Source organism: Kangiella japonica (assembly GCF_039523535.1).
GTDB classification, from domain to species: Bacteria; Pseudomonadota; Gammaproteobacteria; order Enterobacterales; family Kangiellaceae; genus Kangiella; species Kangiella japonica.
The window spans coordinates 87,556-114,171 of the sequence record NZ_BAAAFM010000008.1; the positions used below are offsets into that span (position 1 = coordinate 87,556).

A 26,616-nucleotide genomic window follows, 5' to 3' on the forward strand; every position below is an offset into this window, starting at 1 on the left:
TTATGAAAGTAATGCAATTCTCAAAATCCTTCTTAGCAGCCTTTGTCGGGGCTGCTTTTTTGGTTGGGTGTGGCGAAGAAGAGCCAGCAACTCATCCGAAGGATTCTGAAAGCCAGGCCTTTATTTCGCAATATGAAGTAAGGGAGTATCACCCTGTTTTAATCAAAAACGCGACCATTCTTACCGCGACAGGTGAAAAAATCGAAAACGGTAGCGTTTTGTTTTCAGAGGGTGAAATTGTTGCTGTTGGTACAGATATAGAGCCGCCAAGCGATGATGACCTGGAAGTGATTGACGCCGAAGGAAAGTGGGTTACTCCTGGCCTTATCGATGTACACTCGCACCTTGGGGTTTATCCTGCACCGGGTGTTCAGTCGAGTGCTGATGGTAATGAAATGACAGCTCCAGTAACGGCTAACGTTTGGGCTGAGCATTCGGTTTGGCCACAAGATCCACAGTTTCAGCTAGCCCTAGCAGGTGGCGTTACGTCATTACAAATCTTACCGGGTTCTGCCAACTTAGTTGGTGGTCGCGGTGTGACTTTAAAGAATGTTCCAGGTCGCTCGGTCATGGAAATGAAATTCCCTGAAGCGCCATACGGTTTAAAAATGGCCTGTGGTGAAAACCCTAAGCGTGTTTATGGTAGCAAAGGTCAGGCGCCGATGACGCGCATGGGCAATGTCGCTGGATATCGTAAATCCTGGATCGCTGCTAAAGACTACATGGAAAAGTGGGATGAGTACGAGTCTGGTTTAGGTAATGGCAAGCCGCCAAAACGTGACCTGCGCTTAGAAAGCTTAGCTGGTGTACTTCGTGGTGAAATCCTTATTCAAAACCACTGTTACCGTGCTGACGAAATGTTGGTAATGATGGAAATTGCTAAAGAATTCGATTTCAAAGTAACAACTTTCCATCACGGCGTCGAAGCTTACAAGATCGCAGATAAATTAGCCGAAAATGACGTTTGTTCTGCGCTATGGTCAGATTGGTGGGGCTTTAAGCAAGAAGCTTACGACATGGTTGAATCTAACGTTGCACTGGTCGATAAAGCCGGTGCATGCGCAGTTGTTCACTCAGACTCTGCTACTGTAATTCAGCATTTGAATAAAGAAGCGGCTAAGGCTATGACTTCGGGCAATCGTCTGGGAATGGATATCAAGCCAGAGCACGCTATTAAGTGGATCACGATTAATGCTGCTAAAGCGATTGGTGTGGAAGAAAAAACCGGCTCGCTAGAAGAGGGCAAGATGGCGGATATCGTTCTTTGGGACGGTAACCCTTTCAGCGTCTACACCAAAGCTGAAAAAGTCTACGTCGATGGTGCTTTAATGTTTGATCGCAATAACGAGCACTTTCAGCCAGTTAGCGATTTCAAGCTGACCACAATTGATACTGAATCTAACTAACCAGGAGAGTTTATTATGAGCAAGTTATTAAAAAGCTTAGCCATTATGGCACTGGTTGTTGGAGCAGGCAGCCACAACCAAGCACAGGCAGAAAGCATCCTTATTAAAGGTGCTAAAGTTTACACCATGACATCGGCGGGGACTCTCGAGAACGCTGATGTACTTATTGAAGATGGCCTTATTCGTAACATTGGCGATGGTATCTCTGCCAGTGGCGCTAAAATACTAGATGGCAAAGGTAAGGTCGTTACATCAGGTATTTTTGCGCTAGAGAACCAAATCGGTTTGGTTGAGATTGGTGCGATTGAAGGCACGCGTGACTCAGGCACAGAGCTTGAAGACAGTGGCGCATCGTTCAGAGTTAGCGATGTATTTAATGCCAAGTCGACACTGATCCCAATGAACCGCGAAGGCGGTGTTACCCGTACTCTGATTAAGCCTTATAACGGTAAGTCTGTTTTTGCTGGTTATGGTGCGATCATGGATATGACAGGTGATTATGACTCGCTTATCCTGAGCGACGTTGCTATTTTTGCCACTTATGGCGAGCACGCTGCTTATTTATCCGGTGGTTCACGCGCTAGCGCACTGCAAGAATTAAAGAAATCTTTTGCTCAAGCGAAAGAATACGCTGCAAATAAAGAGGCGATTAAACGTGGTGAATATCGCCAGCTTGATTACAGCTTTGCTGATTTAGAAGCATTAAATCGCGTTCTTTCCAAAGAAATACCGCTTGTAGTTAGTGTTAATCGAGCTAACGATATTTTGACCATTCTTGAATTCGCTAAAAGTCACAATATATCGTTAGTGCTTTCAGGAGTTGCTGAAGGCTGGAAAGTTTCTGATAAAATCGCTAAAGCGGGCGTACCAGTCATTGTTGACCCAATGGATAATATTCCCAGCAGCTTCGAGTCGTTAGGTAAGCGTTACGAAAATGCCGGTCTGTTGAATAAAGCAGGTGTGAAAGTAATGTTTTCGAGCTCTACGCACAATGCTGATAACGTTCGCCAAGCAGCAGGTAACGCTGTAGCGTATGGCATGCCTTACGATAAAGCGCTTGCGGCAATGACCAGTGTTCCTGCTAAAGTTTTCGGTGGCGCCAGTAATTACGGTAAATTAATGCCTGGTTTTAAAGCTGAGTTAGTCCTGTGGACGGGAGACCCGTTTGAAGTGACGACCTATGCTGATACCGTCATTATTGATGGTAAAGTACAAGACTTGTCTTCTCGTGCTAAGCGTTTAGAACAACGCTACAAAGACATTAGCACTGATAACAACACTTTCTACCGAAAATAAGAGGTTTACATGGCTGATTCATCGACCCGCCAACCCAGTATGCTCCAAGCCCTATTACCCATAGGGCTGTTAGTAATTTTATTAGCATTTTCTGTATACCTATATGGTAGTGACTCGTCCTATGGCGCCAATCAAATTGCATTGATTATATGTGCTGCTGTTGCCTTATTAGTGGGGTTGAAGAACGGGCAGACCTGGCGAGAACTTGAAAAAGGTGTGGTCGATGGCATCAGCATTGCGCTCGGTGCTTTACTGATTCTATTAATGGTCGGAGCCTTAATTGGTTCTTGGATTCTAGCCGGTACTGTACCGACCATGATTTATTATGGTCTACAAATTCTATCGCCTGAATACTTTTATGTAGCGACTTGTGCTATTTGTGCCATTGTCGCTCTAAGTATTGGTAGCTCTTGGACCACTGCAGGAACCGTGGGTATCGGTTTAATTGGTGTATCGCAGGGCTTAGGTCTTTCGATGGAAATTACTGCTGGTGCGATTATTTCGGGCGCCTATTTTGGTGACAAGATGTCTCCTTTGTCTGATACGACAAATTTGGCACCAGCCGTCACCGGTACGGATCTGTTCACTCATATTCGACATATGATGTGGACTACAACTCCAGCCCTCATCATATCGTTGGTTATTTTCGCAGTTATTGGCTTTAACTCAGACGCTAACGAGCAGGTGCTTGTGCTAGAAGATACCCTGCAGTTATTGAACGACAACTTCAATATTTCTCTTTGGACTTTGGTGCCAATGCTAGTTGTGTTTGTCTTAGCCTTTAAGAAAGTACCTGCGATAGCAACAATATTGGTTGGTGCATTACTTGCATCAGTATTCGCCATTATTTTTCAATCCGATGTGATTGTTACTTTTGTAAATGAGCCGGAATTACAAACAGGCTTAGTTTACTTGAAGGGTGTTTGGACATCGCTCTTCTCAGGCTTTTCGGTGAGTACAGGTAATGAAGTATATGACGAGTTATTATCGCGTGGCGGTATGACGAGTATGCTAAACACGATGTTCTTGATTATTACCGCTATGAGCTTTGGTGCGGCTATGGAAGTCACTGGGCTACTACACAAATTGATTAAAACCGTTATTGGCGTAGCGAAATCTACTGGCGCTTTGATCGGCTCAGTCCTAGCGACTTGTATTGGTATGAACGTGATTACTGCTGATCAGTATATCTCGATTGTTTTACCTGGTCGTATGTACAAGGCGGAATTTAAACGTCGTGGACTTGATGCTAAAAACCTGTCCAGAACGTTAGAAGACTCAGCAACCATTACTTCGCCACTCATTCCATGGAACACTTGTGGTGCATATATGGCTGGAACATTAGGCGTTGCCACTGGCGCTTATTGGATATACTGTTACTTCAATCTAATAACGCCATTTGTATCGTTTATCTATGCTTTGTTCAACTTCAAAATTAGTCCAATTGAAGGCGATGAAGCAAGCGAATAGTCTTTTAACCATGCTGCTAAAACTCAGTTTTTTAGCAGCATGCTTCCTAGCTACCACTTCTTTCCTACCGTTTCAGCGTTTTTGGCAAGTTGATACCTTAAAACCCTTTACTGAATGGTTTCAGATTAACTGGCAAGGGCAGGTCGTTGGTTGGTCGAAATTTTCTTTTGACGAAACCCCTTCACATTACGTCATTAGCCACGAAGAGCACTTTGAGGGCCGAGTACGGGGGAAACGTATGAAGTTCTCCTATCAATACAGCTGGGAGTTCTCAAAGCAATCTCCTTACAGAATTTTGCAGGGAAATGCTGTGCTTAAAGAGCCAGGACTGATCATGACTACGCATTTTGAGAATGGTGATCAATTAACCATTACTCAACAACGCAATGAACGTCGGAATATCTATATAGAAAAGCCTATCAATTACACACTGTCTAATCTGCTAGCGCGCAGGCAGTTTATCGAGTCACAACCAAATAAGGGCAGTTCAGTCCGCTACGCTAAACTCGACCCACACTCTTTAGATATAACTCAGGCCACTTTTTCTGTGTTAGCGGTTCCAAATCATAGACATAAGCGTTATCTATTGACTAACCAAGCATCAGAGTCAGAACTACTAGGGTTAACTTACGACGTCGCTGGGAATGCTCTAAAGCGTTCAAGAGGTCGCGGTATTGAGTTAATAGCAAGTAATAAAAAACCAAGTTTTAACCCCGAAATGCAAACAGACTTGTATGCCAGTAATGGCTTAAAGGTGTTGCAACCGATTGGTGAGCTTGAGGCGATAAGAGAGCTTAAACTCTCTATGCAACCTAGCACAACTGACTGGCTCCAGGTTCATCCCAGTGCGTCATTAGAAGGGAATATCATAACCACTCAACGAGCTTCGGCCTACAAAGCTGAACTAAATTTAATCAGTGACTGGAAGTTTAGTCCGGTCAGTGAAAAGGTTAGAGCACTAATGCCTGCGGTGACAAAAGCCCAAAATAGGGCACAAACAGTCAAGCAACTGCTAACTTTTACTCACAATTACTTATATTACAAAGCGACACCGACTAACTTTAGTATTGATGAAGTTATTGATAATGGGTATGGCGATTGCACTGAGTATACTCAGTTGATGCTCGCGCTTTTGAATGTCGCCAAAATACCGGCGCGTTCAGTTGTTGGCTATATTTATTTAGGTGATCAAGAACAACAGTTTGGCGGCCATGAATGGGTTGAGGTGCTGATTGATGGACAATGGCGTGGCGTTGATCCAACTTGGAGTATGATACAGACAACAGCGGGGCACCTACCTATATCCCTTAGACGCGGAAAGTCTGCCTCAGACTTGGTTTTTGCTGTTGAACAGATACACTATAACTAATCACACATTAGACAGGTTATTTTAGGTTTTCTATGTCACATTCTCCTAGTACAAAAACTTTCTACTCGATTAATGGCAATAGCCAGAAACTTGATGGTGGAGCCATGTTTGGCAATGCGCCAAAAGCCCTGTGGCAGCGCTGGGTGGAGGTTGATGAGCTAAACCGTATTAATTTAGTGTGTCGTGCCATGTTAGTAAAAGATGGTGACAAGACCATTTTGTTTGAAGCGGGAATTGGTGCGTTTTTTGAGCCAAAATATAAGGATCGCTATGGAGTCCAAGAGTCGCATCATGTTTTACTCGATTCCCTAAAAGAAGCGGGTTTTAGTCACGAAGACATCGATATTGTGGTGCTTTCACACATGCATTTTGATCATGTCGGGGGATTGCTTACCAGGTGGCAAGAAGATAAAGCCCCTGAATTATTATTTCCCAATGCCCAGTTTGTAGTAGGTCAAGAAGCTTGGCAGAGAGCATTAAAGCCACACCCTAGGGACAGAGCTTCTTTCATACCTGGTCTGACGGATTTGCTAATTGAAACTGGCCGCTTACATATCATCAAATCCAGTAACGATGGCACGCTAGATGAGTGCGAACATCTTGGCCCAGATTATAGCTTTCATATTTCAAATGGCCACACACCTGGAATGTTAATAACCGAGGTTTCTACAAAAAGTGGGCCAGTTGTTTTTGCTGCAGATCTTATTCCTGGCGCTCCTTGGATGCATTTACCAATTACCATGGGCTACGATCGTTTTCCTGAGAATTTGATTGATGAGAAAAAACACTTGTTAGACTCTTTGAAGGAGCGTAAAGGCAAAGTGTTCTTCACCCACGACCCAGAAGTCGCTTTATCAGACGTTGGAATCAATGAAAAAGGTAAATATTTTGCTGATAATCCATTAAAGTATGTTGATAGAAAGGTATTGTAACCCATTGTTATTTTAGTGATGCTGAGTTAAAGATTAAGCGCTAGATTTTTGTCTGCAATTCTATCTACTTTTTGGGAACTATTTTCTAAAGAAGTGTTCAAAGAATATACAAGTAGCAAATATGCACAGCTTTAAACACTTGCCTGTTTGTTGACTTGGTTGTCATTGTCACTTCTCTTTGATGAGTAAATTCTCATACCGGGCCATCACAAATGGCCCGTTTTTTATGTTTAATGCTTTTAGTTTATAAACTATGCGGATAGAACCGCAGTTGTTGGTATTTTAGAGTTCGGCTTTCAACGACAATTGCTCCCATCAAATCACTCAAAACAATCGATAAAATGTTATCATGACGCTATTCCTTGTTTAGTAGAATATTTAGTCAGAAAACATCATGCACTTTACATTTGACCGTGAGTACCAATTAGAGATCCAGAAAAACAAAATTAGTGTTGTTGAATGGGGTAACCCAGAGGGCGAGCCTGTACTCTGTTTGCATGGCTGGCTTGATAACGCGGCGACATTCCACTTTCTAGCACCATTATTAACTAAAAATACTAACTACCGTCTAATCGCGATAGAGTTCCCAGGTCATGGCCAGTCAGAGCATCTCCATCCTGCAGCTGACTATCAGTTCATTTCTGGCATTTCCATCATCGACTCAGTCATTAATATTTTAAAGCTGGAGAAGCCAAAGCTATTGGCTCATTCAATGGGTGCGGCTTTATCAACTATCTATGCGGGAGTTTTCCCAGATAGGGTTGATAGCATCGTTTCAATTGATGCGCTTGGGGCTCTAGTAACTTCGCCAGAAGACACCATTAAGCAATTAGCGAAAGCGCTAGAGCAGCGACAAGCAAAGCGTGGTCGTAAACGCTATTTTAAAGACTTAGAGACCGCAGCCAAGGCGCGCGCCCAAGTTAGCGAATTACCGGTGGATATCCTCCTGCCATTAATAGAGCGGGGCGTGACGCTGTGTGAAGATGGTTATCAATGGTCGAGTGACTCTCGTTTAAAACATCTATCATGGTTGAGATTGACGGAAGCGCAGATGAAAGTCATTATGGAAACTATTACTTGCCCTGTATTAGTCATTATGGCGAAAGAAGGGCTGTATGAAGAATATCCAGAAATTGAAAAGCGCTTTGAATATTTACAGTCGGTTAAGCGTGTCGATCTCGATGGTGGGCACCATTTGCACATGCAGTTTGCAGATAGTGTTGCCGAAGAAATAATCAATTTTTGGTCGAATTGCTAATTGAATGAAACAAAGTGTCGGTAACTGGTCGGAATAGTTGCCTTGTGGCTTGGAATCATGTAATTTTCTTGTCCAACACTTAATAACAGATCCGCATATAAAGTAGGTTAGTTCATGGAAAAAGTCTGGTTAAAAAATTATCCCGAAAACGTCAAACATACGATAGATGTCGAGCAGTATGCGAATCTTAATGAAATTCTGGATGAAACTGTCGCCAATTATGGCACAAAGCCTGCGGTGACTAACCTTGGCGTCACATTAACTTATGCGGAGTTAAATCAAAAAGCGACCGATTTTGCGTCATATTTGCAAAATGACCTTGGGCTAAGCAAAGGTGATAAGTTGGCTTTGATGATGCCGAATTTACTGCAATATCCAATTGCTCTGTTTGGTGCTTTAAAAGCCGGTTTAGCGGTGGTCAATGTAAACCCTTTATATACACCGCGTGAACTCTCGCATCAACTAAACGATAGTGGTGCTAAGACACTTGTTATCCTTGCAAATTTTGCAGATACCCTTGAAGCATCTTTAAAAGATGTTCAGCTGGATAATATTATCGTGACTCAAGTTGGCGATGTTTGTCCTCAGCCAAAGCGCTTTATAGTGAATTTTGTCGTTAAGTACTTTAAGAAAATGGTGCCAAAAGCAAATCTACCGAAAACCGATACTTTTATCAGCGCTTTAGCTAAAGGTGCGGAAAAGAAGTTTAAAACGGTTGAGATTTCAAACTCAGACACTGCATTTTTGCAGTATACCGGTGGCACCACTGGAGTAGCTAAAGGCGCAGTCTTGAGCCATAAGAATATGGTAGCAAACGTTCTGCAAACCTACGCTTGGATGGGACCCTTCCTTGATGAGGGTAATGAAACCATTATTACGGCACTGCCGCTGTATCATATTTTCTCGCTTTGCGTGAACTGTCTGCTCTTTACTAAAGCTGCGGGGCATAACATTTATGTCACTAACCCTCGTGATATGAAGGATTTTTGTAATACATTGGAAAAATACCCGTTTACGGCTTTAACCGGTGTAAACACCTTATTTAACGGCCTCTTAAATCAGGAGCGTTTCCGCAAATTGGATTTTTCAAAGCTGAAAATTTCAGTCGGTGGCGGTATGGCTGTGCAGAAGGCTGTTGCAGAAAGGTGGCAAGAGTTGACGGGGACGCCTTTATTAGAAGGCTACGGCTTAACTGAAACCTCACCTGTTGTTAGTATGAATCCACTGGACTCTAAATCATACAATGGAACCATTGGTTTGCCTTTGCCTTCCACAGATGTTCAGATTCGTGATGAGGATGGTAAAGAGCTTGGCAACAATGAGCCTGGAGAGTTATGGGTTAAAGGCCCACAAGTCATGGTTCAATATCTTGGCCGACCTAATGAAACTGATGAAGTTTTACAAGACGGTTGGCTAGCCACAGGAGATATGGCGACAATCGATGAAGAGGGTTATCTACGCATCGTTGATCGGAAAAAAGACATGATTTTAGTTTCTGGTTTCAACGTCTATCCGAATGAAATTGAAGATATTGTAGCGCTACACCCAGGTGTTCTTGAAGTAGCCGCTATTGGTGAGCCTGATGATGTGAAAGGTGAAGTGGTCAAAATTGTAGTAGTTAAAAAAGACCAGTCTATTAACGAAGAAACCCTGATAGAGCATTGCCGTAAGCATTTAACAGGCTATAAAATCCCGAAAGTCGTGGAGTTTAGAGAAGAACTTCCTAAATCTAACGTTGGAAAAATATTGCGTAAGGAATTACGTAAGTAGGTTATATTGAATCGATTTGAATTAGACCACCACTCAGAATTAGTTGCTGTTGAGTTAGTAACTGATGGGTCCAGACTACACGAGTTGTCTCAGCTATGGTTAAAACACGAGGTTTTAGCCATAGACACTGAGTTTGACCGCACCAATACATTTTTTCATAACTTAGCTTTAATTCAGGTATTCGATGGTAGTGAAGTTTATCTCATCGATCCGTTGGAAGTGAAATGCCTTGATTCGTTTGGCGAAGTCTTATCTTCGGACAAGGTACTAAAGGTTTTACACAGTTGTAGCGAAGATTTAGAAGCTTTGCACAATAGTTACGGCTTCCCTATAAGAGCTGTATTCGATACACAGATTGCCGCTTCTATTGCAGGCGTTGGCTCGATGCTAGGCTATGGCAATATGGTTGATATCTTCTTGGGGCTTACTCTCGATAAAGAACACACAAAAACCGATTGGCTGAAACGTCCCTTAAGCGAAGAACAAAAGATCTATGCTGCACAAGATGTTCAATTCTTGTTGCCTTGTTTTTATCGCTTAAGAGAACGATTGTTAGAAAAAGGGCACTATGGATTCGTTATTGAAGACACTGAGTCTATTTATCAAGCTGTGGCCAACTTAGAAGACTTTGATAAGGCATATTTAAAAGTTAAGGGTGCCTTTCGACTAAATCAGCAGCAACTCAATCGGTTAAGGAAAGTGACTTCGTGGCGTGAGGCTTTAGCAAGGAAAACAAATATTCCCAAAACCTTTATTTTCAGAGATCACCACTTACTTGAGGTGTGTCAAACGCAAAACCCAACAACGGACTTACTTCTTAAGCTTGGCTGTAATCGCGGTAGTATTCGAAAATATGGCACAGAGCTTTTAAATTTGATTACTGAAGCGGATAAAGAAGATAGCTCCAATTGGCCCCAGCAGGTTCTCGCATTCCATAAACTACCTGGGTCGAAAGCAAAGCTCAAAGCTTTAAAGGAAGAGGCCAGCAACGTTGCAAAAGAGCAAGATATCCCTGAAGAAGCCTTAAGCAATAAGCGTCTGTTAGAATATGTAATCCAGACTTATCAAGATCTAGATGTACGATCGAATCAGTTCTGGAACCAATGGCGTCGCGAGTTACTTCAAGACCGTTTTGAAGAGCGCCTCGCAGAGTTTTCATAATTAATTAAAGAGTCAATATACCGTTATGATGTGCAGTGTTTATAAGAGCGCGAAAAAGCCTGATACCTATTTGTATATTCCTTATGGCAATGAGTTTGATGAGCTTCCGGAAGGTTTGCGAACAGTTTGGGGTGAACCTGAACTTGTAATGCATATTGATTTAGATAAGCGAGACAAGCTTGCGCTGGTTGATATTAGTGAGCTTAAGGCGCAGCTTGAAGAAGAGGGCTATTTCTTGCAAATGCCTCCGACTCAAGAGGAGCTAGCCAGCTTAGTCGAAGCTAATACTAAAGCCCCTATATCTCGTTAATCGCGAGTTCTGTTTTGATTAATACTAACAAAAAGTTCTGGCTAGACACGCCATTGCATGAAATGAGCCTAGAGCAGTGGGAATCTTTATGCGATGGCTGTGGCAAGTGTTGCCGTATACAGTACTTGGATGAAACAGACACAATGCTAATGCAAACGGATGTCGCATGTCGATTACTAGACATAGATAGCCTACGTTGTACGGATTACGCTAATCGATTGAGCAAGGTGCCAGACTGTGTACAAATAACACCGCAAACTCTAAAAGATTATTATTGGCTACCGAAGAGCTGCTCTTACAAAATTGTTGCGCGAGGTGAGGATCTACCAAGCTGGCATCACCTAGTTTGTGGGGATCATCAGTTAATTCATAAAGAAGGGCACAGTTTACGTGGAAAGTTGGTTAGTCAGCGTCATGTTCATGAAGAAGAAATTGAAGATCGGATTATCCAGTGGATTGCTATAACTGATTGATAATTAGCCTTTTTGTTCGTGTTTTATACATTTTTAAAAAAAAATAAATAAAAATGAAAAAAAGAGTTGACGAGATCTAAGAAGGCCAGTAATATGCGCCTCGTTGACCGATGAGGCCAACACAAAAAAGCTCTAGCAACTTAGTTTCAGTGACATGCTAGAGAAAGTGGAGCGGTAGTTCAGTTGGTTAGAATACCGGCCTGTCACGCCGGGGGTCGCGGGTTCGAGTCCCGTCCGCTCCGCCACTATTCAAAAAGCAGCCTTATGGCTGCTTTTTTTATGCCTGTAGATTTGTTGTCAGTTAATAACGGGGCGAGAACCCGCGAGCGGTGTTCGACAAAATCATCCGGAATGATTTTGAACATCGGAGCACTGCGACGATGGCCACGAAGTGGTCAATAACATGGACGTTATTGATAGTCCCGTCCGCTCCGCCACTATTTTAAAAGCAGCCTTATGGCTGCTTTTTTTATGTCTGCTATTTTTGTCTGTACTTTTTTATATCAATGTTATTTGTGGCTAAATTTTCTCTTTATTCTTTTATTGCTTATTTGTCTGATACACTTTTACTACCGCCTCAAGGCCGTGCCTTTCTATTTAAATAGCGAGTTTCATTTCTTAGATAATCGTATTCTTTTCGGCGTTGCTTTTGTTCTTTAGTCTTTGTTTATCGTAGTTACTATAAAAATAACTAATTCATTTTTATAGGAAATCGCTTAAAATCTAATATGTGAAATTTATCTGAGCGATATTTAATTGTTTTGTTGACCGGTGAAAATCTTTTGATTAGAATCCGCGCCACTTATCTACACACCTACACACATGGAGATTTATAAGGTGAAATTTAAATTACTTACAGTGGCTGCAATCCTATCGACTTCAATGTCAGTTTCAGCAAACGAATACCAATGGTTCTCAGAGTTGTCTTACAGCAATATCGACGTTAGTGGTGAGTCTTTTGACGCTTTAACGCTAGAAGGTCAATACTTCTTTGATAACAAGAAAGCTTTAGGTCCTTACAACGAATTTGAGTACATTAACAAAGTTAGCAACATTGATGCTTCATACAGCAACATTGGCTTAGGTGACTACTACGTTACACAAGCTTCTGGTGAGTTCTTTGTTAACAACTTCCTACTAGGCCTTGGTTTATCTGATGACAAGTTTGGTAATAACCCAACAGACTTCACTTTAGGTTACTTGTTCAGCGATAACTTCTTAGTTCGTGTTGACGCTGTAGATCCTGAAGAAGGTGACACGGTTTACAACATCTCAGCTGCTTACAACCACCAAATCAACGCTACTGATTACATTGGTTTCACTTTAGCGACTGATGACGACACTGACGTTGTTTCTTTGTCTTCTAAGTACTTCACGGACCTTGGCGATGACAACTACTTAGCTGCTGAGTTCTCGATCGTAGACACAGACGCGGACAACTACTGGTCTTTAGGTGCTAGCTACTACTTCAGCAAAGCAACTTCAGTATTCGCGTCTCTAGACGACAACGATTTGTATGAAATTGGTGCTAGACACTTCTTCGATCAAAACATTTCGCTATACGGCGTTTACTCATCACAAGATGACAGCGGTTTTGATATCGACACTTACACTATCGGTCTTACTGCGCAATTCTAAAATTAGTTCGAACTGTTAGTTAGTCATTTAGCCGAGGACTCTTCCTCGGCTTTTTTGTGACTTTATAAAATGCTGTCGCTTGGGATGCCCGTAATAGACTAACTCTTAATACTGGTACTCTTTAGGGGGTTATTTACGCCGCATTTATAGTATCTGCATAGCTGTATGCTCGAATGTGATTCTGACTTAGGGTTAAAGCTAGCTATTCTTAGGCATCGTTTGAAATCGTAAGTACAACTTTGAAGATATAAAAAAAGGCAGCCGAAGCTGCCTTTAGTGTTTCTATGCGTGTAATACTACTTTACTTCACACATGCAGTGAAGGTAAGCATGATTAGGGTCGTTATAGTTGTTAATCAAGTTATATACTTCTTTTAACTGCTGACCCAGAGCGTGAATCACCGGGTTTGTCTTAGCTGAAATATGGCTTGCAGACTGCATACTTGCTTGTGCTTCTGTGTTTTGCATGATTTCACGGATCATTTGCTCAGTCGGCGAAATTTCACGCTCTACAAAGCGCACTTCGTAGTCGCTGATATTAGCCAGCTTAGCAGCAGAGTCAATCGCATCATCCAAGTCACCTAGCTTATCAACCAAGCCTAGACGGTGAGCATCTTCACCAGACCAGACACGCCCCTGTGCGATGGCATCAACCTCAGCCTTTGTCATACCTCGACCTTCGGCAACTAGGCTTAGGAAATCGTCATATCCTTTCTCGATATTGGTCTGAACCACTTCTTTTAGGTCGTCAGAGATGCCAGACATAACATCGAATGAACGCGCCCATTTTGTGGTGCCAACACCATCACGGTGAATGCCCATTTTGTTTAGAGGCTCTTCAAATGTAGGAACCATACCAAAGATTCCAATTGAGCCTGTGATCGTAGTAGGGTGCGCCCAAATTTCGTCAGAAGTTGCTGAAATCCAGTAACCGCCAGAAGCTGCCATACCCGCCATAGAAGTCACAACAATTTTGCCTTCTTTTTGCGCCTGCACAAGTTCGCTACGAATAACTTCTGATGCAAAAGCACTACCACCAGGGCTATCAACGCGCATAACAATCGCTTTCACTGAATTGTCTAATCGTGCCTTACGGATAAGTTGAGCTGTACTGTCGCCACCAATTGTTCCTTCCTTGCGACGACCATCTACGATTTCGCCTTTGGCAATGATAACTGCTACTTTATCTTTGGCGCTTGGCATATCAATAAGAGGGCGACGCGCTTTTAGGTAGTCTTTAAAGCCAATAGCTTTGTAAGAATCTTGCTTATCGTTTAAGCCCACTTGATTAATCATAAGATCGCGGAATTCAGCACGGCTAATGAGTTTATCAATAAATCCACTCTCAACGGCCGCTTTTGCACCATTACCATTATTGGCTTTTAGAATTTCTAAATAGTTCTCAATGAAGTTATCCATTTCAGCAGTGGTCATATCGCGTGAAGCTGCGATATCTTTCTTCATGCTTTGCCACAAATCGCCAAGCCATTCGATATTGGCTTCTTTTGCTGCTTCCGACATATCGTCACGAATAAATGGCTCTACCGCAGACTTGAAGGTACCAACTCGGAATACATGAACGTTTACGCCCAATTTGTCTAAAGCTGATTTGAAGTAGGTGCCTGTGCGTGCCATACCTTCAAACATCATGCTACCTTGTGGATTCATATAAATCTCATCGGCAGAAGAGGCTAGGTAATATTGGCCTTGCGAATACCAGTCACCAACAGCAATGACTTTTTTACCGGTTGTTTTGAAGTCTTCAATCGCTTCACGCAAGTCTTGATACTTGCTGATACCGCCATAAGCGCCAGTTAAGTTGTTGGTTTGAAGAACAAGTACGCTAATGCTGTCATCATTCTTGGCATACTCAATGGCATCCAAAAGATCATACATCGATGTTTCAGGGCTTTTAGTACCCTGTGCGTCGGCAATAACTTCCTCAATAGGGTCCATATAAGTTGTTTGCTCAACTAAAGTACCAGCTGGGTTTAATACTAGGGCTGAACCATCGGAAACTTTCGGTAAATCTGGACCGCTAACGCAGCCACGAACCATAAATACCAAAATGGTGATTGCGATAAGTCCGATCAGCAAACGACCAGCAACATCAACTGTTTTCCAAATGCGGTAAAAAAATCTACCAATCATTGAATTGGGTTTCGACACGATTAATTCCTTCTTTTACAAGTTAAATTTTACGAAGTTGAGCTAATTCTAACCAATTTGCTTGATTTATGACTACTAAAGAAATGTAACCAAATAATAACCCGTTGTTTTCGCGGGTTTTTTGGCTGTTGAATTTCCTTGTTTTCGGAGGCGTGAAATATTGCACAAGACTGGTTATACCAGTAGACTTGGAGCACGGCTTTTTAATTAGTGATAACTAAGACTGTGAAATACCCAAAATTACTAGAACCTCTTGATCTTGGCTTTACCCAACTCAAAAACCGCGTGCTCATGGGCTCGATGCATACTGGGCTCGAGGAAAAAAAGGGTGGCTTTGAAAAAATGGCTGAATTCTATGCGGCGCGTGCACGAGGCGGTGTGGCATTGATGGTGACTGGCGGTATTTCCCCAAACTTTCGTGGCCGCTTAGCGCCACATTCGTCGCAGTTGAGCAGTCGCCGACACGTTAAAAAGCACAAGATTGTGACCGACGCTGTGCATCAAGCAGGGGGTAAAATTGCCCTACAGATTCTGCATGCTGGTCGTTATGCCTACCATCCATTGTCGGTTTCAGCGTCAAAAATTAAAGCGCCAATTTCACCATTTACGCCAAAAGAAATGTCCGAGCGCATGATTAAGAAAACCATCAAGCACTATGCTCGTTGTGCGCGCTTAGCCAAGGAAGCCGGTTATGATGGTGTAGAAATCATGGGCTCTGAAGGCTATTTGATTAATCAATTCATTGTCACTCGAACTAATAAACGTACCGATCGATGGGGTGGCTCTTATGAAAACCGTATTCGCTTCCCGCTAGAAATTATAAAAGCGGTCAAAGAAGCGGTGGGTGATGACTTTATTACCATTTATCGCTTATCAATGATCGACTTAGTAAAGGGCGGTAGTAACTGGCAGGAAGTTGTACAGCTAGCAAAAGAAGTAGAAAAAGCCGGTGTCACAATCATCAACACGGGTATTGGTTGGCACGAAGCTCGTGTTCCAACGATTACCACGTCAGTCCCTCGTCGTGCTTTTACTTGGGTAACCAAGAAGTTACGTGAAGAAGTTAAGGTTCCATTGATTACTTCGAACCGAATTAATATGCCGGAAGTCGCTGAGCAGGTTCTAGCTGACGATTGTGCCGATATGGTATCAATGGCGCGTCCATTGTTGGCCGATCCAGACTTTGTAGTAAAAGCAGAAAACGATCAGCGTGACTTAATTAATACTTGTATTGCCTGCAACCAGGCCTGTTTAGATCATGTGTTTAAACAAAAACGCGCAACCTGTTTAGTTAACCCAAAAGCGTGCTATGAAACTGAGTTAGTTCCACAGCCGTTGAATTTCAAAAAGAAGATAGCCGTAATCGGCTCAGGTCCAGCAGGATTAGCCTTCTCGACTGAAGCAGCAAAACGTGGCCACGAAGTTCATTTATTCGATAAAGCCAACCGTATAGGTGGCCAGTTAAACATTGCCAATCAAATTCCAGGCAAAGAAGAGTTTTACGAAACACTACGTTATTTTAAGCATTTGCTTGAAGAAACAGGCGTGAACCTCCACTTAGAAACAGAAGCGACAGTAGAAAGCTTAACTGGCGATAATGCCAAAGTTAAGTTTGATGAAGTGATTATTGCTGCAGGTGTTACGCCGAGAACTCCTGCGATCCCAGGCATCGAGCATGAAAAAGTATTGTCGTATATTGATGTGCTTTTACATAAAAAGCCGGTTGGTGAGAAAGTTGCTGTAATTGGTGCTGGTGGTATTGGTTTTGATGTGTCTGAATACTTAGTCCACGAAGGCGAGTCGCCGACATTGAACCTCGACGAGTGGCTAAAAGAGTGGGGCATCGATCGAATGTATCAAGAAGAGGGTGGCTTGCTTGATGAAGCCGAAATTACGCCTCCAGCTCGCCAAGTAACTATGTTGCAACGTAAAGAAACTAAAATGGGCAAAGGGCTAGGCAAAACAACCGGATGGATCCACCGCACCAGCTTAAGACACAAACAGGTCCAGATGGTGTCGGGTGTTGACTATAAAGAAATTAATGACGAAGGTTTGGTTATTGAACATAAATCTTCAGGCAAAACAGAAACCTTGGCTGTGGACAACATTGTAATTTGTGCCGGTCAGGTTCCGAATCGAACATTAGCAGAGCAATTAGAAGCAAAAGGACAGAAAGTACACTTAATTGGTGGCGCCGATGTAGCAGCGGAGTTAGACGCGAAGCGCGCGATTAAACAAGGTACAGAGTTAGCCTTAAGCATATAAATTTGAGAAGTATAAAATAGGTATTTTGGACACCATGAATCAACCAGAAAGCAACACACCTCACGCCAGAGCGCATCTAGACGTTGAGCTAACAGAGCATACTTATAGCATTGGTGAAGAAATCGCCAATGCCATGAGCCATGCTATCGGAGCGTTACTCAGTGTCGCCGCCATGACGATGATGATCATGAGCTCGCTCGATCCGTTCGACGGCTGGAAACTGGGCAGTGGAATTGTGTATGGACTGAGCTTAGTCATGCTCTTTACCACTTCTACGCTGTACCACAGTTTTCAACCTGAAAATATTAAGAAGACTTTTCAAACGTTGGATCACTGCGCGATTTATTTTTTAATCGCCGGTACTTATACACCGTTTGTGTTAATTAGCCTAAACGGAATCTGGGGCTGGTCGTTATTCGGTGTGATTTGGGCGTTAGCCGTGTTCGGCGTTACTTTCAAAGTAAAGTTTAAACAACGCTTCCCAAGAGTCTCATTAATTACGTATATCTTAATGGGCTGGGTTATTGTCGTCGCAGCACCAGAAATGCTCGATAAAGTAGCCCCAGGCGCCTTATGGTTACTTCTTGCAGGTGGTTTATCCTACACTTTAGGAACTGTATTCTACGCCGCAGATCGTAAAATCCCCTACAACCACGCCATCTGGCACCTCTTTGTCCTCGGCGGCGCCGTGTGTCACTTCCTTGGGATATATTTATACGTTTATTAAGTAAGTGTAGCCTCGAAAGTTCTCGTAGGGTGCGTCTAGACGCACCATTATCATTAAAGGAGGCAAGGATTGCCAAATTATCGAAGGAGTCGAGTTGAAGGTGGAACCTATTTCTTTACGGTTAATACCTTAAGTCGTCAGAAACAGCTGTTAACTCGACATATTGATGCTTTGAGAGAGGCTTTCAGAAGTGTAAAAAGTAGGCATCCTTACCACTTGGATGCTTTGGTTATTTTACCCTATCACTTCCATATGGTGATGACGCTTCCTCAAAACTCCGAAGATTTTTCTACAATAATTCGTTTAACGAAAAGTGAATTCACAAAGCGGATTAAGTTCAATAGTCCGAACGCTAACCATAAGTCTCGTCTTAATCGTAAGGAACAGTTGGTGTGGCAAAGACGGTTTTGGGAGCATCAAATACGGGGTAGCGATGATTACCGTCGACATATCGATTATTGTTACATAAATCCCGTTAAACATGGACATGTTAAAAAAGTTATCGACTGGCCCTATTCGACCTTTCATAGAGATGTAAAACGAGGTTTATACTCACTTGATTGGGGCGGTGTGGGTAATTATGATGGAGTGTTCGGAGAATAAGGTGCGTCACGACGCACCCTACGTTTACTTTAGGAACTTTATTCTACGCCGCAGATCGTAAAATCCCCTACAACCACGCCATCTGGCACCTCTTTGTCCTCGGCGGCGCCGTGTGTCACTTCCTGGGGATTTATTTATACGTTTATTAACGTTCCTGTAGGGTACCCAGTGAGGCAGACCCTGCGTCTAGACGCACCATTGAAATTAAAGGAGGCAAGGATTGCCAAATTATCGAAGGAGTCGAGTAAAAGGTGGAACCTATTTCTTTACGGTTAATACCTTAAGCAAGTGTAGCCTGTGACCTTGGGAATCCCTTTAGGGAAAAGAACGTCAGTGATTTCGAGGTTTCTTGTTGATGGTTAATTTTTCCCTCGATTACGACCGTAGGAAGTCCCCGTGGTACGCATTCGCTAATCGAGGCTACGGGTACTCTTGGCCTTTATGTAAAATAAATGTACTCTGACCCTATTAATTCTGACCCTATTAATTCGGGATTTGTTGAAGCATGGAAGAAAAAACAGCAATTAAACGCCTTCGATGATTTCTAACCGGGAATTAATGAAGTTAGAGTCTGATGACTCCCTACCAACATCTTAAAGAAAGTGTAGGGTGCGTTATAACGCACCGCTTGGTTGGTCAATAGCAATCGGGGTTAGAGTACAATTTTTGATATTTCTTACCAAAAAGGCGCCAATTGGCGCCTTTCTTTATAACGGTATGACTAAAGTCAAAACTTACCAACCACAGTTGCGGTCTTTGTTTTGCTCGTCTAACCATGTTTTAAGTGGTGCGTAGTACTCAAGTACTGCTGTCGCATCCATTTCACGACTACCCGTCATAGCTTCAAGCGCGTCAGGCCATGGACGTGATGAGCCCATTTCTAACATCTTGATTAGCTTGTCGCCAACTTCTTTGTTGCCATAGAACGAACAACGGTGAAGTGGACCTTCGTTACCAGCCATGTCACACATCTCACGGTAGAACTGGAACTGTAGGATATGTGCTAGGAAGTAACGTGAATAAGGCGTGTTGCCTGGAATGTGGTATTTCGCACCTGGGTCGAAGTGATCTTCAGTACGTGCTACTGGAGCTTCGATACCTTGGTATTTTTCACGCAGTTCCCACCAGCCTTGGTTGTATTCTTCTGGCGAGATTTCACCGTTGAATACTTTCCAGCGCCACTGATCAACCATCAAGCCGAATGGTAAGAAAGCGACTTTATCAAGCGCAGAGCGCATGAGTAGCGCAATATCAGCGCTCGCGTCTGGCTCTTTGTCGATTAGGCCAATTTGCTTCAAGTATTTTGGTGTAATTGATAGAGCCACAGTGTCACCGATAGCTTCATGGAAACCGTCGTTCGCGCTGCCTTTATAGAAGATAGACTGATCTTTATAAGCGCGCTGATAGTAGTTGTGGCCTAGCTCGTGGTGTACAGTTTGGAAATCTTCACCGTTGATTTCCGTACACATTTTAATACGAATATCTTCTTCGTTATCGATATCCCATGCGCTAGCGTGACACTGAACATCACGATCACGTGGTTTTACGAATAACGAACGCTCCCAGAAAGTTTCTGGTAGTGGTGCGAAACCAAGAGAAGAGAAGAAGTTTTCAGCAGTTTTAACCATTTTCTTAACCGCTACTTCTTTTTCTTCGTGGCTTACCTCGTCTTTATCAACCCCATAGTGTTTACGTAGGATAGGGTCAATATCGATTCCTTTACCGGCATTTTTTGGACCTGCGATATCGTAGATGTTGCCCCATTGTTGTGCCCACATATTGCCTAAAAGGTGCGCTGGAATTGGTTTGTCCGTTGCAACAACGTCGTCACCATATTCTTCGTTTAATTCAGCACGTACGTGGCAGTGAAGGGCAGTGTATAGTGGCTCTACTTGGCCCCAAAGACGATCCATTTCTGTCGCAAAGTCGTCAGCTGGCATGTCGTACTTTGAACGCCACATAGTGCCTGTGTCGGCGTAACCGAGTTCTTTCGAACCTTCGTTAGCGATTTCGACCATTTGCTGATACAGAGGACGCATTTCTTTAGAAATTTCGCGCCAACCTGTCCAAGCCTTTAACTGCTCATCAGCGTCGCGTGATTCACGCAATACTTGGCTTAACTCGCCTAGGCTACGGCCGTCTGGGCTTTTACCTTTAGCGTAAATGCTGTCTAACTTAGAAGTGATTTGCGCCAGTTTTTTAGTTTTTTCTGCGTCAGCTGGTGCTGGCAGTGTTAAACCAAGCTTAATCATTTCAATCTTACGATTAACATCGTAAGGAAGGTCTAGGCCGTTGTATTTTTTAGCTTTGTTAGCAAGTTCAACGCCAAGCTTTGTGTACTCTTCGCCAACTTGTGCATTGAGTGCCGTGGTGTCATGAGTAACGAAGTTTGCGTTAACCCAGGCAATACGAGCTGCATATTCTGCGATTTCCGTTAATTGCTTTTCCGCATCAGCTACAAAAGCAGCCGCATCTTCAGCGGTGACCTTTTGTTTGTGATCGTCAGCAATAACCGGCTGTCCTAATAAAGCGCCAACCAATACTGCGGTACTGACGGCTTTTTTAAGCGTTATCATAGAGTTACCTTTTATTGTTTAAGTTGATAATAATCATTATCGTTTCATAGTCGCGACTCATTATAGCGACTTGTTTGGAATTGAGAAATCAAATTAAGAATTGGAATTCAGCATGGTCGTTATTTCGATGATCGGTTATCATACGGCTTAATTTAGTGGAGTGTGTTCCACGAACTGTTAATCAATCATTTCTCGTGCTGCAGGAATGATAGCTAAATTTCAAATATAGGACACTTTATGGCGATTGGCCCTTTAATGCTGGACTTAGAAGGTTTAGAGATAACTGCTGCTGAGAAGGATATGCTACAAAACCCTTTGCTCGGTGGCATCATTTTCTTCAGCCGTAACTACGCCAGCCCACAGCAGATTGCAGAGCTTTCTCAAGCTGTGCGTGAAACTGCTGGGGAAGACGTATTGATTGCGGTGGATCACGAAGGAGGGCGGGTTCAACGCTTTAGAGAAGGGTTTACTGCGGTTCCGGCGATGGCGACTATCTTAGCTGAGTCCAATAACTTTGATGATGCCAAGCGCTCAGCGTATCGCTGGGGCAGTTTAATTGCTATAGAAGTCCAAGCGGTCGGTATCGACTTTAGCTTTGCGCCAGTATTGGATTTAGGCAATGAAATTAGCCGAGTTATTGGCGACAGAGCCTTTTCGACGAAAGTAGACGAAGTCATCGAGCTAGGTCGTGAGTTTATTAAGGGCATGAATGATTTTGGCATGGCAGCTACGGCTAAGCATTTCCCAGGGCATGGCTCAGTCGAAGCCGACTCACATGTTGATATTCCAGTGGACGATCGTCCGCGTGAACAGATCATCAGCCAAGATATGCGTGTATTTGCAGAATTAGCAGACCATTATCAAGCGGTCATGCCAGCGCACGTTATTTACCCTAGTGTCGATAAACAACCTGCAGGCTTTTCAGAACTTTGGCTACAGGACATTTTACGTAACCAGTTAAACTTCAATGGTGTTATTTTCAGCGACGACTTAAGCATGAAAGGTGCGGAAGTTGTAGGTGGTTATTACGAGCGAGCAAAAGCCGCGGTAAGCGCGGGCTGCGATATGGTTTTGGTCTGTAATCACCCGATAGAAGGCCGTGAGTTAATGGAATCATTCGACTTTGAGACGGACCCCAAATCAAGCGCAAGGCTAGCTAAGATGAAAGGGCAGTCGCTTAATTATTCGCTGACTAAAGTTCGCCAAAGCGATAATTGGTTACAGCTACAGAACGATCTACAGCTTGATAATTTAGTTTAAATTAATATATTAACGCATTGAAAGTATTAGGTTTAATATGTCTAACGATAAGAAGATTGAAGAATTAACTGATCAAAAAACAGATAGTTTCACACAGCTAACGCCACGGGAGGAACTGGTCGCTAAGCTCAACGGCGAAACGGCTATTGTTGCTTGGAAAGAGATTGAGCGCTTTTTTGCCAAAGGAAATTTGCTACTAATCGACCAAAGCGTTGACTTGATTAACTGTGCCGCAGATTTGTCCTTGGATAACGCAGAAGAAATAAAACCTTTGATCGACTCAGAAAAGATTCAGCGTATGCCGATGGAATTTGTAAAAGCGAACTGCAAACCTGAAACTGAGTTTTGGACAGTGGTGGTCGCACCGTATATTTTATCGCAACTCAAAAAATAGAAGTTGTGGATGAGGAGACACGGCTATTTGGCCGTGTCTTGTAAGTACCTCTCACCCCTAAAGATAACTTGTCTATCTTTGTTGAACCCTATAAATAAGCTAACGTTCATAGGTTCTCCTGAACTTAAACTAACAGGTCTATATAACTCAATGAGTGAGCCTGAATCAGCTACAACCCACTCTTGATTTGTACCTTCCAGTATTTGTAAGACATCAGTCTTATACATTCCGTTTGTTATGTTAGCTAGGCCCGCTTGATAATAGTAATCAACCGTTGGTTTTTCCTTTTCTTTTGCTTCAGCTTCTTTTACCTTATTGAAAAGGTCAGCGACGTTTAAATTGTCAACATCACTTTTAGTATCGGTAGCATATACTGCCTCTAAACCTAAAAGGAAAAATATGACTAATACTAATAAAGAAAACTTTTCTTTAACCATGATGTACCACAGCGTGGATCACGTGGTCATATTCAAAGTAGACCGTATAACCGTTATAAACCCACTTAGTAATTGGTGGATCACCGACTGGGCCTTCAACGTTGGTAGGAGTACCGAATTTCTTTTCAACGTAAGCTTTGCTAACGCCTCGCTTTGGTACTTGAATATTTTTCTTACCTTGCTGTGCAACTGGAACTTTGACTTCTTCGGCTTTGGCTGTGTTTAGGCCAATCCCCGCACCGAAGCTGAGCGATAAAGCGCATACTGCCGCTGTTATTGTTTTCATGATGTTGACTCCTCAAACATTGTGTAATCCTAAGAATATCAAAAAATTAGCGTTAAATCCTAATCATAATTACGATTAATTCTACTGCATAACTTGACTACAAATTGTGAACCATTCAATATGACGCCAATTTAATTAAATTAGAAAGCTCCATGAAGCTGCCTTTTTCGCTATTTGTAGGCCTTCGTTACACACGTGCGAAGCGTCGCGATCACTTTATTTCGTTTATATCTTTAATCTCCATGATCGGGATTGCCTTGGGCGTTATGGTATTAATTACCGTTATGTCGGTGATGAACGGCTTTGAGCGCGAGTTACGCGACCGAATCCTTGGTATGGCTCCGCACGTTCTGATCAGTAAATATGACGGGAATATCGAAAATTGGCAAGAGTTAGAGAAAACCGTCAAGCAAAACCCTAGCATCATCGGCGCATCGCCTTATATCAGCTCAGAAACTATGTTTAAGCATCTAGGCTCCGATCAGTTCGGTATGATCCAAGGTGTTTTACCTGAGAAGATAGGGGAAGTGACCATTGTCAAAGATAATATGCGTAACGGCTCTTTTGATACGCTGACTGACGGTAGCTATAACATTATCTTAGGCTCTAGCCTAGCTCGAAGCCTTGGCGCAAATGTTGGTGACAAAGTAACTTCCTTATTCTTAAAGCAAACTCGGATGTCGATCGCAGGCATTCAGCCAAGAGCCAAGCGGTTTACCGTGACAGGTATTTTCGAAACTCGCTCAGAGGCTGATAAATCCTTAGCTTTTGTGCACCTCGATGATTTAGCGGCAGTGACCCACCAACGTGACGGGGTTTCAGCATTGCAGCTTAAAACTGTCGACGTGATGAAGGTTCACAATGTAACTACGGATATTAGCCAAAACTTGGGTTATGAATATTACGTAACCAACTGGACGCGCCAGCATCAGACGCTATTTAACGCGATTGATATGGAGAAGAAGATTATGTTTATTCTTCTGACCTTTATTATCGCCGTGGCGGCCTTCAATATCGTTACCTCTTTGGTGATGTTGGTTAATGAAAAACAGGCCGATATTGCTATTTTGCGAACTCTTGGTGCAAGCCCCGGCTCGATACTTCGAATCTTTATGACTAGCGGTATTATTAACGGCCTTATTGGTACTGGTGCAGGCGTAATTCTTGGGGTGCTGCTGGCTTTAAACCTGCCGGATATTGTGAGCTGGATTGAAGTTACCTTTGAAACAAATGTCTTCCCTAAGAATGTTTATTTTGTCAATTTCTTGCCTACAGAATTGATTTGGGATGATGTTTATAAGATTGCCTTATCAGCCTTTGGTATTAGCGTATTAGCGACCCTTTATCCATCGTGGAAGGCGTCGCGAACCCAACCGGCGGAGGCGCTTCGTTATGAATAGCCCTAAGGTGAGTAGTCCAATCATTCAAATTGAGCAACTAAGCCGTGTTTACAGTGATGGCGCTAGTGATGTACAGGTGTTAACCGAGCTTGATCTAACTGTAGAGAAGGGCGAGCAGCTTGCCATCGTCGGTTCTTCAGGCTCCGGAAAAAGTACTTTGTTGCACCTTATCGGCGGCCTCGACAAGCCGACTAAGGGCAAAGTGACTATCGATGGCACCAATATTCATAGCTTATCAGCAAAAGAACAAGGTGCTTTTCGTAATCAACATATAGGTTTTGTTTACCAATTTCATCACTTGCTACCTGAGTTTGAGGCGCAAGACAATGTCGCCATGCCGCTGATAATTCGCGGCATGAAGCGCCAAGAAGCTCATAAAATCGCCAATAAACTGATTGCTAGAGTTGGGCTGGAAAGCCGTAAAACGCATAAACCATCAGAGCTTTCTGGCGGTGAACGTCAGCGAATCGCTTTCGCTCGCGCTCTTGTAACCGAGCCTGACTGCGTTTTGGCAGATGAACCAACCGGCAACTTAGACCACGGAACGGCGAATCAAGTGTATGAATTGATGTGTGAGTTAAACCGAGAAATGGGCACGACATTTATAACGGTGACGCATGATTTAGAATTGGCTGGAAAGATGCAGCGTCAATTACATTTGGAAGATGGTAAGTTACAAGCTGTGTAATCTTTTTAGAGTAGCATTAAATGTAAAGGCTCAGAATTATTGTTCTGAGCCTTTTTTTTGTTCTGACTGTCCCTTGGGGGCGGATTCTTTGTCGCAGTCATGATCGAGGTGCAACGTGTGTAGTAGTTTTTCTTTCCACTTTTGTTGACGTGCTTTCCAAGCCATCACCACGTGATAGCGCCAAGATAAGCTAATTGCATGGTAACCAATAAATGAAGCCACAGTAGCGCAAATAAAGCAGCCTAAAAGAAAAGGTTGCCAAATATGAACAAGCTCATTACCTAACCACTCAAAGCTCAATTCAAAGTCAAACTCGCTGGGTGGCCATGACAAAACCCAAGTTCCCACCAAATATGCAAAGTAGAACATAGGTGGAATGGTAATGGGGTTGGTTACCCAGCACACAATCAGGGATAAGGGTAGGTTTACTCTAAACCAAATCGCTAGGCCAGCTGCCACAACCATTTGAAAAGGGATTGGCATAAAGCACATAAATAAACCCACCGCAAATGCGCCCGATGCGCTGTAACGGTTTAGGTGCCATAGTCCAGGGTCATGGATTAACTTACCAAAAATCTTAAGAAAGCGATTTTCAGTTACTTTCTTTGGGTCTGGCGTGATTTTTTTTAGGAACTTGCGTGCCATAGAGTTTCGCGGTTACACTCTTAATGAATTAGCTGTACTATGATCTATAGTACTACATATGTATTAAGCTTGGATAAGGATTAT

General features: G+C 43.0%; 23 protein-coding genes, 1 tRNA gene and 1 pseudogene. 20 read left to right on the plus strand and 5 right to left on the minus strand.

Annotated elements, in window-relative coordinates; genetic code table 11:
• The first annotated feature begins 2 nt into the window (after positions 1 to 2).
• The 12 genes from ABD128_RS09610 to ABD128_RS09665 all read left to right on the plus strand — a co-directional run bounded on the left by ABD128_RS09610 (position 3) and on the right by ABD128_RS09665 (position 13,083).
• Positions 3 to 1,406 carry an amidohydrolase gene (locus tag ABD128_RS09610; RefSeq protein ID WP_343989608.1) on the plus strand — a complete coding sequence of 468 codons (1,404 nt, stop codon included), beginning with the start codon at positions 3 to 5 and terminating at the stop codon, positions 1,404 to 1,406.
• A 15-nt stretch (positions 1,407 to 1,421) separates the two neighbouring features.
• On the plus strand, positions 1,422 to 2,702 hold the full coding sequence (locus ABD128_RS09615) for an amidohydrolase family protein (protein ID WP_343989610.1): 1,281 nt from the start codon (positions 1,422 to 1,424) through the stop codon (positions 2,700 to 2,702).
• 9 nt (positions 2,703 to 2,711) lie between these two features.
• Positions 2,712 to 4,172, plus strand: coding sequence for a Na+/H+ antiporter NhaC (gene nhaC, locus ABD128_RS09620; RefSeq protein ID WP_343989612.1), 1,461 nt, complete (start codon positions 2,712 to 2,714; stop codon positions 4,170 to 4,172).
• Positions 4,156 to 5,541, plus strand: coding sequence for a transglutaminase-like domain-containing protein (locus tag ABD128_RS09625; protein ID WP_343989614.1), 1,386 nt, complete (start codon positions 4,156 to 4,158; stop codon positions 5,539 to 5,541). The genes nhaC and ABD128_RS09625 overlap by 17 nt, the downstream gene beginning before the upstream one ends.
• 32 nt (positions 5,542 to 5,573) lie before the next feature.
• Entirely contained in the window at positions 5,574 to 6,473 is a 900-nt protein-coding gene (locus tag ABD128_RS09630; protein ID WP_343989616.1) for an MBL fold metallo-hydrolase, read from the plus strand.
• A gap of 394 nt (positions 6,474 to 6,867) precedes the next feature.
• The gene (locus ABD128_RS09635) at positions 6,868 to 7,731 is read left to right on the plus strand and encodes an alpha/beta fold hydrolase (RefSeq protein ID WP_343989618.1); all 864 of its coding nucleotides are present in this window, start codon (positions 6,868 to 6,870) and stop codon (positions 7,729 to 7,731) included.
• Between the two features lie 114 nt (positions 7,732 to 7,845).
• Complete coding sequence (locus ABD128_RS09640) at positions 7,846 to 9,501, plus strand: AMP-binding protein (RefSeq protein WP_343989620.1); 1,656 nt, start codon at positions 7,846 to 7,848, stop codon at positions 9,499 to 9,501.
• 6 nt (positions 9,502 to 9,507) lie between these two features.
• Entirely contained in the window at positions 9,508 to 10,662 is a 1,155-nt protein-coding gene (rnd, locus tag ABD128_RS09645) for a ribonuclease D (RefSeq protein ID WP_343989622.1), read from the plus strand.
• A 25-nt stretch (positions 10,663 to 10,687) separates the two neighbouring features.
• Positions 10,688 to 10,972, plus strand: a complete 285-nt coding sequence (locus tag ABD128_RS09650; RefSeq protein ID WP_343989624.1) for a YcgL domain-containing protein — start codon at positions 10,688 to 10,690, stop codon at positions 10,970 to 10,972.
• A 14-nt stretch (positions 10,973 to 10,986) separates the two neighbouring features.
• Positions 10,987 to 11,445, plus strand: coding sequence for a YcgN family cysteine cluster protein (locus tag ABD128_RS09655; RefSeq protein WP_343989626.1), 459 nt, complete (start codon positions 10,987 to 10,989; stop codon positions 11,443 to 11,445).
• Positions 11,446 to 11,613: 168 nt separating this feature from the next.
• Positions 11,614 to 11,690 (plus strand) — tRNA-Asp (locus tag ABD128_RS09660).
• Positions 11,691 to 12,282: 592 nt separating this feature from the next.
• Positions 12,283 to 13,083 carry a putative porin gene (locus ABD128_RS09665; RefSeq protein WP_343989629.1) on the plus strand — a complete coding sequence of 267 codons (801 nt, stop codon included), beginning with the start codon at positions 12,283 to 12,285 and terminating at the stop codon, positions 13,081 to 13,083.
• 296 nt (positions 13,084 to 13,379) lie between these two features.
• Here ABD128_RS09665 and sppA read toward each other — a convergent pair whose 3' ends face one another.
• On the minus strand, positions 13,380 to 15,251 hold the full coding sequence (gene sppA, locus ABD128_RS09670) for a signal peptide peptidase SppA (RefSeq protein WP_343989631.1): 1,872 nt from the start codon (positions 15,249 to 15,251) through the stop codon (positions 13,380 to 13,382).
• Positions 15,252 to 15,476: 225 nt separating this feature from the next.
• Between sppA and ABD128_RS09675 the strand changes: the two genes are divergently transcribed.
• The 4 genes and pseudogenes from ABD128_RS09675 to ABD128_RS09690 form a co-directional block, all read left to right on the plus strand.
• On the plus strand, positions 15,477 to 17,516 hold the full coding sequence (locus ABD128_RS09675; RefSeq protein ID WP_343989633.1) for an oxidoreductase: 2,040 nt from the start codon (positions 15,477 to 15,479) through the stop codon (positions 17,514 to 17,516).
• Positions 17,517 to 17,550: 34 nt separating this feature from the next.
• Positions 17,551 to 18,243 (plus strand): PAQR family membrane homeostasis protein TrhA, encoded by a 693-nt coding sequence (gene trhA / locus ABD128_RS09680; RefSeq protein ID WP_343989635.1) that lies wholly within the window; start codon positions 17,551 to 17,553, stop codon positions 18,241 to 18,243.
• 69 nt (positions 18,244 to 18,312) lie between these two features.
• Positions 18,313 to 18,846, plus strand: a complete 534-nt coding sequence (locus ABD128_RS09685) for an REP-associated tyrosine transposase (protein ID WP_343989637.1) — start codon at positions 18,313 to 18,315, stop codon at positions 18,844 to 18,846.
• A gap of 23 nt (positions 18,847 to 18,869) precedes the next feature.
• Positions 18,870 to 18,995: pseudogene (locus ABD128_RS09690) on the plus strand (PAQR family membrane homeostasis protein TrhA); the annotation flags it as partial.
• A gap of 585 nt (positions 18,996 to 19,580) precedes the next feature.
• On the opposite strand, the gene ABD128_RS09695 reads toward ABD128_RS09690, so the two are convergent.
• Positions 19,581 to 21,422: a M2 family metallopeptidase gene (locus ABD128_RS09695; protein WP_343989639.1), complete on the minus strand. Its 1,842-nt coding sequence runs from the start codon at positions 21,420 to 21,422 to the stop codon at positions 19,581 to 19,583.
• Between the two features lie 243 nt (positions 21,423 to 21,665).
• Between ABD128_RS09695 and nagZ the strand changes: the two genes are divergently transcribed.
• Both nagZ and ABD128_RS09705 read left to right on the plus strand, forming a co-directional pair.
• Positions 21,666 to 22,682, plus strand: coding sequence for a beta-N-acetylhexosaminidase (gene nagZ, locus ABD128_RS09700; RefSeq protein WP_343990482.1), 1,017 nt, complete (start codon positions 21,666 to 21,668; stop codon positions 22,680 to 22,682).
• 37 nt (positions 22,683 to 22,719) lie between these two features.
• Complete coding sequence (locus ABD128_RS09705) at positions 22,720 to 23,076, plus strand: DUF2288 domain-containing protein (RefSeq protein ID WP_343989641.1); 357 nt, start codon at positions 22,720 to 22,722, stop codon at positions 23,074 to 23,076.
• 23 nt (positions 23,077 to 23,099) lie between these two features.
• Here the strand turns inward: ABD128_RS09705 and ABD128_RS09710 are convergent, their stop codons facing one another.
• Entirely contained in the window at positions 23,100 to 23,513 is a 414-nt protein-coding gene (locus ABD128_RS09710; protein WP_343989643.1) for a hypothetical protein, read from the minus strand.
• The gene (locus ABD128_RS09715) at positions 23,506 to 23,799 is read right to left on the minus strand and encodes a hypothetical protein (RefSeq protein ID WP_343989645.1); all 294 of its coding nucleotides are present in this window, start codon (positions 23,797 to 23,799) and stop codon (positions 23,506 to 23,508) included. The genes ABD128_RS09710 and ABD128_RS09715 overlap by 8 nt, the downstream gene beginning before the upstream one ends.
• Before the next feature lie 152 nt (positions 23,800 to 23,951).
• Between ABD128_RS09715 and ABD128_RS09720 the strand changes: the two genes are divergently transcribed.
• Positions 23,952 to 25,199, plus strand: a complete 1,248-nt coding sequence (locus tag ABD128_RS09720) for a lipoprotein-releasing ABC transporter permease subunit (RefSeq protein WP_343989646.1) — start codon at positions 23,952 to 23,954, stop codon at positions 25,197 to 25,199.
• Positions 25,192 to 25,887, plus strand: a complete 696-nt coding sequence (lolD, locus tag ABD128_RS09725) for a lipoprotein-releasing ABC transporter ATP-binding protein LolD (RefSeq protein WP_343989647.1) — start codon at positions 25,192 to 25,194, stop codon at positions 25,885 to 25,887. Before ABD128_RS09720 ends, lolD begins: the two co-directional genes overlap by 8 nt.
• 36 nt (positions 25,888 to 25,923) lie before the next feature.
• Here lolD and ABD128_RS09730 read toward each other — a convergent pair whose 3' ends face one another.
• Complete coding sequence (locus tag ABD128_RS09730) at positions 25,924 to 26,532, minus strand: DUF2062 domain-containing protein (RefSeq protein ID WP_343989648.1); 609 nt, start codon at positions 26,530 to 26,532, stop codon at positions 25,924 to 25,926.
• Positions 26,533 to 26,616: the final 84 nt, after the last annotated feature.

Bases quoted from the DNA above. Each gene is read 5' to 3' on its own strand.
- nhaC (WP_343989612.1), top strand. From the start codon at position 2,712: ATGGCTGATTCATCGACCCGCCAACCCAGTATGCTCCAAGCCCTATTA.
- lolD (WP_343989647.1), top strand. From the start codon at position 25,192: ATGAATAGCCCTAAGGTGAGTAGTCCAATCATTCAAATTGAGCAACTA.
- ABD128_RS09630 (WP_343989616.1), top strand. From the start codon at position 5,574: ATGTCACATTCTCCTAGTACAAAAACTTTCTACTCGATTAATGGCAAT.
- ABD128_RS09615 (WP_343989610.1), top strand. From the start codon at position 1,422: ATGAGCAAGTTATTAAAAAGCTTAGCCATTATGGCACTGGTTGTTGGA.
- ABD128_RS09610 (WP_343989608.1), top strand. From the start codon at position 3: ATGAAAGTAATGCAATTCTCAAAATCCTTCTTAGCAGCCTTTGTCGGG.
- ABD128_RS09730 (WP_343989648.1), bottom strand. From the start codon at position 26,532: ATGGCACGCAAGTTCCTAAAAAAAATCACGCCAGACCCAAAGAAAGTA.
- ABD128_RS09650 (WP_343989624.1), top strand. From the start codon at position 10,688: ATGATGTGCAGTGTTTATAAGAGCGCGAAAAAGCCTGATACCTATTTG.
- trhA (WP_343989635.1), top strand. From the start codon at position 17,551: ATGAATCAACCAGAAAGCAACACACCTCACGCCAGAGCGCATCTAGAC.
- ABD128_RS09625 (WP_343989614.1), top strand. From the start codon at position 4,156: ATGAAGCAAGCGAATAGTCTTTTAACCATGCTGCTAAAACTCAGTTTT.
- ABD128_RS09640 (WP_343989620.1), top strand. From the start codon at position 7,846: ATGGAAAAAGTCTGGTTAAAAAATTATCCCGAAAACGTCAAACATACG.
- ABD128_RS09715 (WP_343989645.1), bottom strand. From the start codon at position 23,799: ATGAAAACAATAACAGCGGCAGTATGCGCTTTATCGCTCAGCTTCGGT.
- ABD128_RS09695 (WP_343989639.1), bottom strand. From the start codon at position 21,422: ATGATAACGCTTAAAAAAGCCGTCAGTACCGCAGTATTGGTTGGCGCT.
- ABD128_RS09720 (WP_343989646.1), top strand. From the start codon at position 23,952: ATGAAGCTGCCTTTTTCGCTATTTGTAGGCCTTCGTTACACACGTGCG.
- ABD128_RS09705 (WP_343989641.1), top strand. From the start codon at position 22,720: ATGTCTAACGATAAGAAGATTGAAGAATTAACTGATCAAAAAACAGAT.
- ABD128_RS09710 (WP_343989643.1), bottom strand. From the start codon at position 23,513: ATGGTTAAAGAAAAGTTTTCTTTATTAGTATTAGTCATATTTTTCCTT.
- ABD128_RS09635 (WP_343989618.1), top strand. From the start codon at position 6,868: ATGCACTTTACATTTGACCGTGAGTACCAATTAGAGATCCAGAAAAAC.